This is a genomic window from Pseudomonas marincola (assembly GCF_900682675.2).
Lineage (GTDB): Bacteria > Pseudomonadota > Gammaproteobacteria > Pseudomonadales > Pseudomonadaceae > Aquipseudomonas > Aquipseudomonas marincola.
This window is the reverse complement of record NZ_LR215729.2, coordinates 2719026-2731826: the sequence shown is the minus strand read 5'-3', so window position 1 is coordinate 2731826 and position 12801 is coordinate 2719026. Positions and strand designations below refer to the sequence as shown.

General features: G+C 61.2%; 17 protein-coding genes. 5 read left to right on the top strand and 12 right to left on the bottom strand.

The annotated features are described in order from the left end of the window. Positions 1-22 precede the first annotated feature (22 nt). The 5 genes from PMYSY11_RS12630 to PMYSY11_RS12610 all read left to right on the top strand — a co-directional run bounded on the left by PMYSY11_RS12630 (position 23) and on the right by PMYSY11_RS12610 (position 2498). Positions 23-379 (top strand): helix-turn-helix domain-containing protein, encoded by a 357-nt coding sequence (locus PMYSY11_RS12630; RefSeq protein ID WP_239655482.1) that lies wholly within the window; start codon positions 23-25, stop codon positions 377-379. Positions 380-396: 17 nt separating this feature from the next. Then, positions 397-729, top strand: coding sequence for a DUF2511 domain-containing protein (locus PMYSY11_RS12625; RefSeq protein WP_150549390.1), 333 nt, complete (start codon positions 397-399; stop codon positions 727-729). Continuing rightward, positions 720-959 carry a helix-turn-helix domain-containing protein gene (locus PMYSY11_RS12620; protein WP_150549389.1) on the top strand — a complete coding sequence of 80 codons (240 nt, stop codon included), beginning with the start codon at positions 720-722 and terminating at the stop codon, positions 957-959. The genes PMYSY11_RS12625 and PMYSY11_RS12620 overlap by 10 nt, the downstream gene beginning before the upstream one ends. A gap of 106 nt (positions 960-1065) precedes the next feature. Next, entirely contained in the window at positions 1066-1251 is a 186-nt protein-coding gene (locus PMYSY11_RS12615) for a hypothetical protein (protein WP_150549388.1), read from the top strand. Positions 1252-1409: 158 nt separating this feature from the next. Then, positions 1410-2498, top strand: coding sequence for an acyltransferase family protein (locus tag PMYSY11_RS12610; protein WP_150549387.1), 1089 nt, complete (start codon positions 1410-1412; stop codon positions 2496-2498). A 120-nt stretch (positions 2499-2618) separates the two neighbouring features. On the opposite strand, the gene PMYSY11_RS12605 is transcribed toward PMYSY11_RS12610, so the two are convergent. The 12 genes from PMYSY11_RS12605 to PMYSY11_RS12550 form a co-directional block, all read right to left on the bottom strand. Continuing rightward, a complete protein-coding gene (locus PMYSY11_RS12605; protein ID WP_150549386.1) occupies positions 2619-3866 on the bottom strand; it encodes a phage late control D family protein in 1248 nt (415 codons plus the stop codon). After that, entirely contained in the window at positions 3863-4303 is a 441-nt protein-coding gene (locus tag PMYSY11_RS12600) for a phage tail protein (protein WP_150549385.1), read from the bottom strand. Before PMYSY11_RS12600 ends, PMYSY11_RS12605 begins: the two co-directional genes overlap by 4 nt. Before the next feature lie 8 nt (positions 4304-4311). Then, entirely contained in the window at positions 4312-6873 is a 2562-nt protein-coding gene (locus PMYSY11_RS12595) for a phage tail tape measure protein (protein ID WP_150549384.1), read from the bottom strand. Beyond that, positions 6863-6985 carry a GpE family phage tail protein gene (locus tag PMYSY11_RS12590; protein ID WP_150549383.1) on the bottom strand — a complete coding sequence of 41 codons (123 nt, stop codon included), beginning with the start codon at positions 6983-6985 and terminating at the stop codon, positions 6863-6865. The genes PMYSY11_RS12595 and PMYSY11_RS12590 overlap by 11 nt, the downstream gene beginning before the upstream one ends. 8 nt (positions 6986-6993) lie before the next feature. Next, positions 6994-7296, bottom strand: a complete 303-nt coding sequence (locus PMYSY11_RS12585; RefSeq protein ID WP_150549382.1) for a phage tail assembly protein — start codon at positions 7294-7296, stop codon at positions 6994-6996. 79 nt (positions 7297-7375) lie between these two features. Then, positions 7376-7891: a phage major tail tube protein gene (locus tag PMYSY11_RS12580; protein WP_150549381.1), complete on the bottom strand. Its 516-nt coding sequence runs from the start codon at positions 7889-7891 to the stop codon at positions 7376-7378. Between the two features lie 58 nt (positions 7892-7949). Further along, positions 7950-9140 (bottom strand): phage tail sheath protein, encoded by a 1191-nt coding sequence (locus PMYSY11_RS12575; protein ID WP_150549380.1) that lies wholly within the window; start codon positions 9138-9140, stop codon positions 7950-7952. Positions 9141-9316: 176 nt separating this feature from the next. Next, a complete protein-coding gene (locus PMYSY11_RS12570) occupies positions 9317-9904 on the bottom strand; it encodes a hypothetical protein (protein WP_150549379.1) in 588 nt (195 codons plus the stop codon). 1 nt (position 9905) lies between these two features. Further along, a complete protein-coding gene (locus PMYSY11_RS12565; RefSeq protein ID WP_150549378.1) occupies positions 9906-10928 on the bottom strand; it encodes a phage tail protein in 1023 nt (340 codons plus the stop codon). Beyond that, complete coding sequence (locus PMYSY11_RS12560) at positions 10925-11539, bottom strand: phage tail protein I (RefSeq protein ID WP_150549377.1); 615 nt, start codon at positions 11537-11539, stop codon at positions 10925-10927. Before PMYSY11_RS12560 ends, PMYSY11_RS12565 begins: the two co-directional genes overlap by 4 nt. Next, entirely contained in the window at positions 11536-12450 is a 915-nt protein-coding gene (locus PMYSY11_RS12555; RefSeq protein ID WP_150549376.1) for a baseplate J/gp47 family protein, read from the bottom strand. The genes PMYSY11_RS12560 and PMYSY11_RS12555 overlap by 4 nt, the downstream gene beginning before the upstream one ends. Beyond that, positions 12447-12800 (bottom strand): GPW/gp25 family protein, encoded by a 354-nt coding sequence (locus PMYSY11_RS12550; RefSeq protein WP_150549375.1) that lies wholly within the window; start codon positions 12798-12800, stop codon positions 12447-12449. Before PMYSY11_RS12550 ends, PMYSY11_RS12555 begins: the two co-directional genes overlap by 4 nt. Position 12801 lies beyond the last annotated feature (1 nt).

The window sequence follows — 12801 nt, the reverse complement described above, 5'->3', positions numbered from 1 at the left end:
TCAATAGCGGAGATGAAAAATATTGCATCTTTCAAAAGAGGCTATAGGTAACCGTCTGCAAGAAGAGCGGAAGCGCCTCGGGTTTAACCAGGATGTTTTCGCGCAGCAGGTTGGCGTGGCCAAGCGCACTCTTGCGGGCTATGAGGGTGGTTCAGGTGACATAGGTGCGCTGGTTTTGGCTCATGCAGCCACTCTTGGCCTTGACGTGCTGTATGTCGTGACTGGCCAGCGCACGCCTGAGGCAGCCAGCAGCTTCACGGTGGACGAAGCCGACCTAGTTGCTAATTACCGCAAGTTGCCCGATAGCGACCGAGTGCACACGCACAAGATGATCACCGCGCTGTCTGAGATGGCGGGGCGGTATGAGGCAAAGCCTTAAAGGCTTGGAGAGAAGGGATGCTAAAAGGATTTCTAGGCCTGGTTACTGTTGGGCTTTTTTCACTTGCAGCGCATGCGGCTGGTCCTCAGCTGATCAGCGCTGAGGCCTCTGGCGAAGCCTGGCCGTTTACCGTGGCTGAGTTGCACCTGCAATGCCTGCCGGGGCTTGCGGTAGTGGTGACGGATGTTGAGAGCGGTGCGATGTACCCGCTTAACGGCCAGGCCAAAAGCAAAGCGCACGCCTTAGCGCTGGAGTCGCTGGGAAAGATCTGGCGCGAGAATCCCGCCATACCCGGTACCAAGGTGAGCATCGGCCCGTTGATCGAGCAGGGGTTGACGCTATGTCAGTAACCATCCTGGATGACGACGATGTGTTTGGCGCACGTCTGCGCACTGAGCGTGAGCGTTTGGGGCTGGCTGTGCATGAGTTGGCGCATCAGGGTGGCCGCCCGGATTTCACCCAGGTGCTTTATGAGGCGGGAGAGCAGCCCATACCCGTGGATTACCTGCAGGCGCTCACTGCACGCACTGACGTGGACGTGTGGTGGATTATTACCGGCGAAAGAAAGGCCGCGTTGTAGCGCCACTCTTGCGTAGCTTTTAGTCGCAATTGCCCGCCCTAGAGCAATTGGCTAACTGAAAACTGCCGTTATGGTCAGCTCTCACTGCCAATAACGGAGTATGCAGATGAGTACCGATGTGCTTGAGGCTGTAGGCGATCAACCAGCGGAGCGGGTTGCACTGCCTCAGATGGAGTGGGTAACGCCAGAGGAAAGGCTGCTGTTGAGGTTTTACCGCCAGCTTGGCCAGGCTGAGCAGGGGTTTATGCAACGAGCGATTGAGGCCTTGGTGTTGCAACAACGCCAAGGCTAGTTGAGCAGGCTGCAGGGCGGGGCCTGATAACTAACCGCCACATACAAAGTCTTACACAAATTAAGTTGGAAAGTAATATGGTAGCTAGTGTGAGTGATTTTAAATAGATTCCTAGATTGTATATAAAGCATATTAAATAAACCTAAGAGTTCCGTATTATGGATAACAAGTCAGAAGTATTTAATTTTCTATCCTTACTGAGGGGTGTAGCAGTTTCCTTTGTTATTTGGGCTCATTTAGGTGGGTGGTGGCTTTCATCTAAAGGATACTCTTCTTTTTTACAGGATGGCTGGGAAGGGATTTTTGTAAAGCCATTACATTTATTTCAGAATGGTGGGCACTTGGGGGTTTTGATATTCTTTCTTGTGAGTGGCTATATAATAACTCATGTATCCCTCAGGGAAACAGCTTTGGAATTTTCAATAAAAAGAATTTTTCGGATATTTCCAGCGCTAGCTGTCGCTTTATTAATTACGTACATAATTTCTTATTTTTGTAAAAGGTTTGGCATTTCTTACCCGTTAGGGCTTGGGGATCATGATGTATCAAGTTATATAAGTTCTTTCTTTTTGATTAATTATCTAAACGGTGCTGTGGCAGTTAATGGTGTGACATGGACGCTGCTAATAGAAGTTATTTTTTATGCCTTAACGGCAGTATTAATGACAATGACAAGAAATAATCCTACAGGGGCGACTTATTTTTTTATAGCTTTGGTGTCTTTCAGCATAATGCTAGCGGGTGTTGTGCCAGGCCTGAAGTTATTGTCATTTTATTCTGTTTATATACTCTTTCTGTTAGTGGGTAGATCTTATTATTTGGGTAGCTCCGGAGTCATCTCGACAAAAGAGTCTGCTTCGCTGATTGTCACATGCTTGTTTCTATATATTGCTTTCTATGAGTATATATACCCTGGTTCACTATTCACGAATCCATCTCCTGCATATCCTGTTATTTACTCGGATATATTGGCGATGATTATATTCATGTTTGCAGCAAACACGTGCAGGTCAATTGGTAGGGCTGGTATTTTTGTTGCAGATTCAAGCTACTCTTTATACTTGTTGCACCTACCTGTTGGCGGGCTTTCATTAGTGTTTTTGGACGCTGCCGGATTTGGGTTTGAAGTATCGTTCGTTGTTTCATTGTTAATATGCTTTGTCGCGTCGTATATGATGTTGGTTCTTGTTGAAAGGCCATCACAAAATGCCGCTAGGCTAGTTATTAAAAAAATGCAGGGCGGGTAATTTTGTTGGTGTATATGCATGTTATTATATGGTCGCGTACAAGCTTCTCGATTAGTTGTGTGTGATGCAGTTTGAGGTATGTATTTTATAGTGCGTTAAAGCTTAGCTGCTTATATTGAATTAAGACTTCTGCCACTCCCGATCCACCGCATGCTGGGCGCTGGCCTTGGTGGCGTAGAGATGGGTCAGGCGTTTGGGTGTGGCCTGGTCGCCAGCGGTAAGCTGCTTTTGCTCGCCGCTTTGCTCGTCGCGGTAGGTGGCCACCACGCCGGTGTAGGCCGCGCCCTCGGCCAGGTCGGCCAGGGCTTCGCCGTCGGGGAGTTTGGATTCCAGCTCTAGGCTGGTGGTGAAGCTGTCGGGGGTGAAGCTGTGGCGCAGGTTGCCGCCCAGCCACACGATGGCGGCGATCTCGGCTTTGATGCCGGTGAGGCTGTAGGTTTGGTCGGGCGTGAGTTCCGGGCGGCCTTTGGCCAAGCTGTAGCTGAGGCTGGCGTTGCCGCGTTGCACACGCTGCCACTCGGCGCGGGCGGCACGCAGGGCGCTGCTGCGGTCGCTGTAGGTGTGGCGCAGTTCTTTAAGGTTGTCGCCGCCGCCGGCGATGGCCTCTTTTTTGTCCGCGCTGTTCACGTCGTAGTAGTAGGCCTTGGCGCCGGTGTAGCTGTCGCGGTCGGCCTGCAGAAAGCGGTGCTGGTCACCGTCTTGCCGGGTGAGGGTGACGTGGGGCAGGGCGGCGCCGCTGGCGGTGGTGCTGTTGCCGGTGGGCATAAACAGCAAGCGCCCGGCTTTGATGTTGCTGATGGCGTCAAACTGCAGGCCCAGGCGGCTGAGCAGGTTGGCGTCGCTTTCGTTGGCTTGGTCCAGGTGCAGCAGCTCGACCACGCTGAGGGCGGCGCTGATCACGGGGCTGAGGCCATGGGCAGCGGCGATGCTGGCCACCACGGCGCCTAGTGTGGTGGCGTGCCAGCTGCGCTCGCGTTTGGTTTTGAGGTTGCCGCGCAGGTCGGCGCTGCGGGCGCGGATGTTGAGCACGTCGGGCGCGCCGCTGTGCTCGGTTTCGTCCACGGTGTAGCTGCCTTTGTCCACCAGCCCGGTGTCGCTCCAGCCCAGCCACAGGCGCAGCACGGCGCCGCGCGGGGGGATGGCGAGCAGGCCGTCGTGGTCGCTGAGCTGAATGTCGAGCTGGTCGGCTTCCATGCCTCGGTTGTCGGTCAGTTCGATGCTGACCAAGCGCTGCTCGATGGCGGCGGTGATGTCGTTGCCGTTCACCAGCAGGCGGCACAGGGGGCGCGGGTAGGCGGTGGCTTCGCGGTAGGCGCTGGCCGCTTGGCCGAGCAGGCCCTTGGCTTGGCTGATGGCTTGATCGATCACAGCAAACCTCGTAGCAGGTTGCCGGCGGCGCCGATGAGGCTGCCGAGCAGGTCCACGCGGCCGTCGTCGATGCGCTTGAGCACCAGGTTGAACTCGATGCGCCGCGCGGCGCCGTCCTGGAAGAACAGGGTGCGGGTTTCGCTCAGCGATTCGATCACCCACACGCCGTAGATTTTGCCGGTGCCTTCCACCAGGGGCCAAGCTTTGCCGGTGTCGGCCATATAGCGCAGGGTGTCGAGGCTTAGCGGGGTGCCGGCCAGTGCGGGCAGCAGCAGGCCGGGCAGGGTGATGGTGTCTTCACCGCGCCCCAAGAATTGCCGCGCCGGGTTGGTGCCGATGCGGCTGGTGGTGCCGTGGCGCCATTCGGTTTGCCGCTGGAACTCCTGATAGGCCAGGGTTTCTAGGCTAAAGATGAACATGCCGAGGGCCATCATCATGGGACTTGTTACTCCTGGTCGCTGAGTGAGCTGCGCGCACGCACGTGGCTGCGCTGCTGGATTTTTGCCACCTCAGCGGCCACCAAACGGGCGAGGCCTTGCTCGTCCATGCCGGCGCTGGGGTGCACGTGGATGGTGACGTTGGGCGCGGCGCTGGCCACGGCCTGGCTGCCATTGCCGGCGCTCAGGGGCGGGCGGTTGTCCATGGCGATGGCGCCGCTGCCCACGGTGGTGCTGAGGGCCAGCGCGCCGGCTTGGGTCAGCCGTTTGCCGATGCCGGTGAGTGCTTGCAGCGGGCCACCTTCGCCGCCGGTAAGGCCTTGGGCCAAGCCCTGCATGGTGAAGCCGCCCAGCTCGGCGAATACCCGCGAGGGGCTGCGAATACCGAGCGTTTCCTTGAACCAGCCGATGGTGCTTGCGCCGGCGCCGGTGATGGCACCTTTAACGCGGCCCAGGCTGTTGGTGATGCCGTTCACCAGGCCGTCAATCAGCATGCCACCGAAGTCGGTAAAGCGGGACGGCATCTCGGCGCCGAAGTAGTTCAGCACGCCGGCAAAGGCGCGGTAGAACAAGCCCAGCGGCGAGAAGTTGAGGATGGTGGCAGCAATGCCGCCCAGCCCCCCGCTAAAGCCCTGCTTGATTTCAGCCCACAGGCCCTGAAAGTAAGGCCCGATGCGGTCCCAGTTTTTGTAAATGAGGTAGGCGCCGCCGGCGATGGCGGTAATGGCCAAGCCGATGGGGTTCATCAGCAACGCGCGGCCGATCAGCAGGATGCCTTTGCCCACCAGCGGCAGGGCGGTGCGGCCCAGGCTGAGCAGTGTGCTGGCCAGCCCCGCGCCCCGGATGCCGAACAGCAACATGCCGTAGCGGACCATGGCGAACGGCCCCAGCAGGCTGGCCATGGCCAAGGTGAGGGCACCCATGCCGGCCATGAGGATGCCCACGCCGGCGGCGGTTTTTACTAGGCCAGAGGCCAGTTGCGGGTTCTCGGCTATCCAGCTTTTAACGCCGCCGATGACGCCCGTGAGGCTTTGCGCGATGTCGCGCATGGGGCCGTTCTGTTGGTCTTGCATTTGGATGCCGAGGTCTTCCCAGGCGCTGCCTAGGGCGGACAAGTCGCCGCGTAGGTTGTCGGCCATGGTTTTGGCGGTGCTGCTGGCTTCGCCTTCGGTTTTGCGCAGGGTGCTGATGAAGTCTTGCAGGCCGCCGGTACCGGCTTGTTTAACCAGTACCTGCAAGCCGGCCACGGCTTCCTCGCCGGCGATGGCTTTGAGCAGGCCGGCGCGGTCGGCGTCACCCATATTTTTGGTTTTTTCGTAGATCTCCTGCAGCACGGTGGGCATGTCGCGCAGGTTGCCCTGGGCGTCTTTGGCGCTGACGCCGAGTTTGTCCAGTGCGTCGGCGGCCATTTTTGGTGGTGCCGATAAGCGGCCCAGAATGGCGCGCAGGGCGGTACCGCCCATGCTGCCCTGGATGCCCGCGTCACCCAGCTTGCCGGCCATGGCGGCCACGGTTTCGATGTCTTGCCCCACGCTGGCGGCTACCGGCCCGGCGTATTTCATCGTTTCGCCGAGCATCTGCAGGTTGGTGTTGGAGCGGGTGAAGGTGCCCACCAGCACGTCACCCAGGCGCGCGGTTTCACCGGCGCTCAGGTTGAAGCCGGTGAGGATGTTGCTGGCGATATCGGCGGTTTTGGCCAGGTCGCTGTCGCCTGCTTTGGCCAGGTCGAGCATGCCCGGCATAGCGGCTTGAATGGCTTTAGGGTCAAAGCCAGCCATGCCGAGGAAGCCCTGGGCGTCTGCTGCTTGGCCGGCGGTGAATTGCGTACTGGCGCCCAGCTGGCGGGCTTGGTCGCGCAGGGCTTGCAGCTGGGGGGCGTCTTTTTGCAGGCGGGTGAGGGCCTGCACCTTGCTCATGCTGGCGTCGAAGTCCAGACCGGGGGCCAGCATCTGCGCGCCGGCATACAAAATGCCGCTACCTGTGGCCAGGCCAGCGGCGCCGGTACCGGCCATGCTGCCGGCCAGGGCTTGGGTTTTTTCGTACTGTTGTTTGGCGCGGCCCAGGCGTTGCTGCTGGGCGGTCACGCGCTTGAGGCGGCTTTCTTGCTGGGTGAGCGCTTGGTTGGTGGCGCTGATTTTGCTGCGCAGCTCGCGCTCATGCTGGCCGAGGTTGCGGGTGCTGATGCCGGCGGCGCTGAGTTTGCCGCGCAGGCCTTGCAGCTCGCGCTGCTGTTCGCTGTGCTTTTGCTTGAGGCTGCTGGCCTCGCGCACAGCGCGCTTAAATTCGTTGTTGAGTTGCTTGGTCGGGTTGGCGGTGCTGGCCAGCGCCTGGCTGAGCTGGCGCACTTTGTCGCGGTTGGCTTGCAGGGCGGTGCCGGTTTTTTCGGTTTCGGTGCGCAGGGCGCGAAAACTAGACACATCGCGCTGCTGGCCTTGCAGCCCTTTGAGTTCGGCGCGGGTGTCTTTAAGGGCACGGCCCAGGCTGATGCTGCCGTTGGCGATGGCACGCAAGGGGCGGCTGGCGCGATCCAGCGCCTGCAGCCCCACCTTTAGGAATAAATCACGCGCCATGCATACGCTCCCATCGTTCGCGGGCGCGCTCGCGCCAGTTCATCAGCTCGGTGAGGGCCATGGCATTCATTTGCTCAGGCCCCCAGTGAAAGACCATGGCAATGTCGGCCATGGCGTCATCTACGCAGTGGGGGTAGCCGTCTGCGCCTCCTTCTTCTGCAAAAAAGCGGCGATGGCATCCGCACAGCTGAGCAGGTCGGCGGGCTCTAGGGCGGCCACTTCTTGCTCGGTGAGGGTGGGCTCGCTGATGCGTGGCACCAGGCGGATGGTGGCGTTGACGTCACCGTTGAGCAGGTCGAGCAGCTTGAGGCCGCGCAGCTCGCCGGCGGCAGGTTTGCGCAGGCTGATGCGCTCGACTTGGCTGTCGCCGCGCTTGATCGGTTCTTCCAGGGTGATGGGGTCGCTGTAGGTCGGTTTGCTCACGGGTGTTCTCCTTGGTTTGGTTTGGTGGTGGGCCTAGCCCTCTCCCCAGCCCTCTCCCAGAGGGAGAGGGGGTTGAGGGTTACAGGCCGATGGCTTTGCGGTGCTCGGCGAGCATGTCGGTGCCGTTGACGACGAATACGAAGTTGAGCAGGTCAATCTCGATTTCGACGTTGCCGTCCACGCTCAGCTTGTAATAGCTGCAGCTGGTGGTGATTTTGTGCTCGGTGTCTTCGCCGGGTTTGGCGTCGCCGAAGTCGATCTCTTCATGGCGGCCACGGGCGACCACTTCCACGGCGCTGACTTCGCCGGTGTCGTCGCGCTGCACGGCGCCGGCCCAGCGCAGCATGGCGCCGTCGACCTTTACCGCGCCGTATTGGCGCAACACGGTTAGGTCCCAGCCGCCGAGGGTCCAGTCGATCTGTATGCCGTCGTCACCGTGGCCGAGGTCGACCTTGACGGCGCCGTCCATGCCGCCGGCGCGGATGGCTTCCAGCTTGCGGCTGAGTTTGGGCAGGGTGACGCTGTTGCACTGGCCCACGTAGCTGACGCCATCGTTGAACAGGTTCATGTGCTTGAGTTTTTTGGGCAGGGCCATGGCTGGGCTCTCCTGGATAGGTGGCGCGGGCACGGCGGGTTAGGCCGCGCGTGCTGGGTTAGGCGTTGATGCGGCTGGCGAAGTCGACCAGGAAGCGGTCGGTGATGCGCTGGCGCAGGGTGAGGTCTTCCAGCGGCGGCACCGGGGTGTAGTCGTAGTCGATGAACAGTTTGCCGGCCTTGAGGGTGGTGGCGTCGTTGGCGGCTTCGTCGTACCAGCACTCGCCGCCGATGAGGTAGCCCAGGCGGGTCAGCTCGCGGAACTTGGCGTTGATGCCTTCGACGATGTCGCGCACCAGGCTGGGGTGCATGGGTTTGTCGACGGCCCAGAAGTGCGCCTCGGCCATGGTGTCGGCCAGCACCTGGGCGGTGCGGGTGTAGTTCTCAAAGGCAAACAGCGGGTCAGGGCTGCAGGTGCGTGAGCCCCAGAAGCGGAAGCCCTCGCGGCGGATCAGGGTAGTGACCTCGCCGGCATTGAGCAGGCCGGCGTCGGTGGCAGGGTTTTGCAAGTCCCAATACACGTCCTGACTCAGCCCAGTCACGCCGTTGACGGGCACGTTGGAGAGGGTTTTGTGCCAGCCGACTTGCTCGTCGAGCTTGGCGCGCAAGCCTAGGGCGCGGGCGACTGCAGCGGCCGGTGCGTTGGCGCTGAGGGTGGTGTTAAACGAGACAAAATCCGGCCAGATGAGCATCAGCTCGCGGGCACCGAAGTTCTCGCGGTAGGCCAGGGCCTCGCTGACGGTTGGCGCGCCAAAGCAGTTGGCGTAGGCAAAGCCGCGCAGCTGCTGGGCAATGCTGATTAGCTCGGTGGTGACGGCGTTGGTGTCCAGGCCTGGCACGCCGAGAATGCGCGGTTTAACGCCGAGCTGGGCCTCAGCCGCGAGCAGGGCTTTCATGCCGGTGTATTTGCCGTTGGCGGTTACGCCGCCGATGAGCTTGGTGGTTTGGTCGGCCTGTTTGGCGGCCTCGTCGACGCCGTCGCCGTCGGCCACGCGCACCACCACGGTAACGGGGCTGGCTTGGTCGGCGATTGCATCCAGCGACTGCGCCAGGGTGCCGAGTGTGCCGGCCTTACCGGATGCGGTGAGCACGTCGGTGAGTAGCACCGGGGTGTTGAGCGGGAAGAACGCCGCGTCGGCATCGCTGCCGGTGCACACCATACCCACCACAGCGGTGGCGACGGTGCGAATGGGGCGCGTGCCCTCGTTAATTTCGACGACTCGGACGCCGTGGTGGTAGTCAGTAGGCATGTGCGGCTCCTGCAGCTGCGCGGTGTGTGTCTGGGTGCGGTTCGGGGCGGATCAGTGAGCCTTGAGGGTGACGCGCGCGCGAGGGTTGAACCAGCGCCGGGCGTTGTTGGCGCGGCTCTGAAAACGCAGGCAATAAAAAGCCCCGGCTGGCGGGGCTTTTTGTTGGGTGGTTACGGTCAGCCGGCGTTGTTACCGATGCCGGCCACCGCTGCCTGGATGCTGGCGATGGTTTCCGCTGCGATGTCTTCGGCCTGCTCGATGTTGCCCTCAAGCATGGCCGCGCGGATCAGCTCTTTAGCATTCAGGCGCACGGTGCGCAGGTGCACCAGGGCGGCGTTGTACTGCGCAGCCTCGGCCAGGATGCTGTCGGCGGCCTGCTGGGCGGTGCGCTCGCCAATGGCCCAGGCGGCCACCATGGGCGGCACCTCGCCCTGGTAGTTGGCAGCGGCAAAGGCCCAGGCCTCAGATGCTGCGCGCTCGTATTCCACGGCGCGCAGCGGGTCGCCGGCTACGGTGTGGCGGGCGGCGTCTGCGGCGGTGTCGATATTTGCACAAAGCTGCTCGGAGTTAGGTGGTGCCGCTAATGGCGGTTCGATTAAGACCGGGTAGCCGACAGCATTTTTTTCAATCTGCTTGCCCTGGGAGATCCCGATCAGTAGGGCGTCTCGGTAATCCGGGGTAATTTCAACAGCATCATCTGGAATCTCCGCATGGGCATCCGAGGAATAGAACCGAGCAGGGGATGTTGCACAGAAAATTTTCATATCATCTCCCTAAAGCTATGATTGTGGCTTTACGCGAGTCGCCGGGGAAGTTCATGTAATGAACTGAACCCTGCACTCCTGCAAGCGTGGGAATTGCAATGTTTAGATTTTGCTGGTCTGCGCGATAAATTGCCCCGCCCCCGTTCGAAGCATCCAAATTTACAGTGTTTGTTCCTGCACTTCCTTTGACTAAATAGCAGGCTGTGGGAAATGTTAGCGGGAATACAGCATTGAAGTCCCAACGGCTTCCAGGCGGGGAAATTGGGCCTAATAAATTAACCCACTGAATTATAAAGCCACCGAGCCAAGACGGAAAAACGATGTAGCCGTTAGAACCCCATAGCGCAGAGAATCCAGCCCTTAGCTTTTTGGGTGTTACCGCCACATTATCCAGCACACCAGCATCGACCTCGGCCTGCGTGCCCACACGCAGCACGCCGCGCAATATTTCACTGGCGTTTGCTGCTAAAGAACGCAGCGCTTGAAAAACTCGAAGCGCAGTCATGACTTTGCTGTTTTGTTCTCCGGCCTCTGCATCAGCCTGGCTGGCGCGCACGGTTAAGGCATCCACATATTCGCGGGTAGCCAACACTACGCTGGGGTCGATTTTGAGCTGTACGGCGGCGGTACTGCTGACGATGAGCACCATGCGCAGTACTTGGGTGCGGCCAGAACCTTCTGCCAGTTGCGGCTTGTAGCTGGGCGGGCAGTTGCTGACGGCGATCAGGTCGCCGGCGGCGTCAATAATGCCCATTTCGCGTAGCCAGTAGCCGCCCTCGGCTTCCGGGATGACCAGCTCGGCGATGATCTGGCTGGTGTTTAGCGGGTCGACCTGCAGGGTGTTGAGGTCGGCGCGGTATTGCTCGTTGATCAGCGCGGTTTGGCTGCGGTTTGGCGTGGGCAGGTTGCCGTTGCCATCACCCACGGCCATGCGGCTGATTTGCAGTTGGGTGCCCAGGGCTGCGGCGTTGGCGAGCTTGGCCTCGCCCACGGCAGTCAGGATTGCGAAATAGGTTTGGCTCATGGGTAGACGCTCATGGTGTCGATGGAATGTTCAGCACCGCCGAACAGCAGCACCTGGCTGCTGACCTCGATAGGGCCGGGGGCGTAGGGGTAAACGGTGAGGGTTTCGCCATCCATGGCGGCGACGCCGAGGTGCACAGTGCCGCGTGTTTCCAGGCTGATGACCAAGCCCACCAGGTGGCGGCTGACGGGTTTGGCGTCGTCGATCAGCAACACCAGCGACTCGTACATTTGCTCGGTGATGCCGCTGTCGAGCACGCCGATGTCCAGGGCGAAGGTGCCCGGTACGCCTTCGGGGGCAGTTTGCCACCACTCCACCACGCGGATGAGGTAACCGAGCGGCTCGACCACGCGGCGCAGGGCGCCGATGGTGCCTTTGCGCGAGTGGACGAAATACGCGGCCTTGATGACGCGGCGTTTGGTGGCCTCGGCCCAGGCTTCCTCCCAGCGATCCACGGAAAACGCCCAGGCCAGGTAGGGCAGCAGCGCGACGGGGCAGAGGTCGGGGTTGATCAGTTCGCGGATGGGTACCGGGACGCGTTCAACTTGGGCGAGCGCCTCGGCGGCTAGCACCTCCAGCTTGCTGGCGTTAGGCGGTAGCAGGCGGCTCATGTTGGCGCCGCCACGCTGACGCTGATGGCCGAGCAGTAGGCAGCCTGGGCCGGGGTTGGGGTGATGTCTGCCCAGCTGGCCAGCTCCACCTTGCGCACGCCCTCGACGTGCAGCGCGGCGTGGATGGCGGACTCGGTGACCTCAACGCCCAGGCGCCGGCGCTTTTGCACGTAGTCAGTGAGGCGGGCCTCGGCGGCGGCGCGGATGGGCTCGGCCTCGGGGCCGGTTGTGGCCAGGTGCAGGGTGGCGGTGACGCTGTAGGGCAGCACCTGGGCAGTTTGCACGGTGAGGCGGTCGGCCACTGGGCGGCGGTCTTCGTCGCTGAGGTAGGCGTTGACGATGGAGAGCAGGCCGGCGTCGGCAGTGCCATCACCGAGCAGGGCTTGCACGGTGACCACGACAACGGCAGGCGAGGGGCTTTCTGCTGTGGCATCGGCAACGCGGCCATCGGCGCTACGGGCGTGGAAGATGTAGCTGTTACGCGGGCCGGCGGTGCTGAGGCCTTCCCAGGCCATTTGCGCACGCTCGCGCAGGCTGTCGTCGCTCTCGTATACGGCCACCACAGGCGGCACGACGGCGGGGTTGGCCGGGGTGATGATTAACCGCTGCACGTTGACGTTGGCCGCCAGTTGCTGCAGGTCGGCGCCTTTGGCTTTGGCCAGTAGGGTGGCCAGGGCGGCCTCGTTTACGCGCTGACGCAGCAGGGTTTCGCGGTAGGCGTTTTCCTGCAGCAGCTTGGTGAGGGGTTCGGATTCCAGCGCCAAGGTGGCGGCCACGGCAGCCTGCTGGTCGGCGGGCCATAGGCTGACGGCATAGGCCTTGCGCGCGGCGAGGATCTGCTCGTAGTCGATTTGCTCAACCACTTGCGGGTCGGGCAGCTGCGCTAGGTCGATGGGGGTGAAGGTGGTCATGCAGTGGCTCCCAGGCTGAGGGGTACGCGCAGACTGAGGGGTTCGTTGCTGTCGGTGCGGTTGCCTTCCAGGTCGAGCACGGCTTGGCCGGGCATAGCGCCCAGGCTGAGCTGCACGCGGGTGAGGCGGATGCGCGGTTCCCAGCGCATAAGGGCCATGGCGGTGGCGGCGTAGGCTTGCAGGCGGGTGGCGCTGTTGTGTGGCCAGTCGATCAAATCAGCCAGTTGGCTGCCGTATTCGCGGCGCATAACGCGCGTGCCGATGGGCGTGGTGAGGATGTCCGCCACGGACTGCGCGAGGTGGGCCGAGTCGGCAATGCTGCGCCCGGTGGTGGTGTTCATGCCCAGCATG

Coding starts and splice junctions, on each gene's coding strand:
- PMYSY11_RS12625 (WP_150549390.1), top strand. CDS start 397: ATGCTAAAAGGATTTCTAGGCCTGGTTACTGTTGGGCTTTTTTCACTT.
- PMYSY11_RS12620 (WP_150549389.1), top strand. CDS start 720: ATGTCAGTAACCATCCTGGATGACGACGATGTGTTTGGCGCACGTCTG.
- PMYSY11_RS12615 (WP_150549388.1), top strand. CDS start 1,066: ATGAGTACCGATGTGCTTGAGGCTGTAGGCGATCAACCAGCGGAGCGG.
- PMYSY11_RS12610 (WP_150549387.1), top strand. CDS start 1,410: ATGGATAACAAGTCAGAAGTATTTAATTTTCTATCCTTACTGAGGGGT.
- PMYSY11_RS12600 (WP_150549385.1), bottom strand. CDS start 4,303: ATGATGATGGCCCTCGGCATGTTCATCTTTAGCCTAGAAACCCTGGCC.
- PMYSY11_RS12595 (WP_150549384.1), bottom strand. CDS start 6,873: ATGGCGCGTGATTTATTCCTAAAGGTGGGGCTGCAGGCGCTGGATCGC.
- PMYSY11_RS12590 (WP_150549383.1), bottom strand. CDS start 6,985: ATGGCCGACATTGCCATGGTCTTTCACTGGGGGCCTGAGCAAATGAAT.
- PMYSY11_RS12580 (WP_150549381.1), bottom strand. CDS start 7,891: ATGGCCCTGCCCAAAAAACTCAAGCACATGAACCTGTTCAACGATGGC.
- PMYSY11_RS12575 (WP_150549380.1), bottom strand. CDS start 9,140: ATGCCTACTGACTACCACCACGGCGTCCGAGTCGTCGAAATTAACGAG.
- PMYSY11_RS12570 (WP_150549379.1), bottom strand. CDS start 9,904: ATGAAAATTTTCTGTGCAACATCCCCTGCTCGGTTCTATTCCTCGGAT.
- PMYSY11_RS12565 (WP_150549378.1), bottom strand. CDS start 10,928: ATGAGCCAAACCTATTTCGCAATCCTGACTGCCGTGGGCGAGGCCAAG.
- PMYSY11_RS12560 (WP_150549377.1), bottom strand. CDS start 11,539: ATGAGCCGCCTGCTACCGCCTAACGCCAGCAAGCTGGAGGTGCTAGCC.
- PMYSY11_RS12555 (WP_150549376.1), bottom strand. CDS start 12,450: ATGACCACCTTCACCCCCATCGACCTAGCGCAGCTGCCCGACCCGCAA.
- PMYSY11_RS12550 (WP_150549375.1), bottom strand. CDS start 12,800: ATGCTGGGCATGAACACCACCACCGGGCGCAGCATTGCCGACTCGGCC.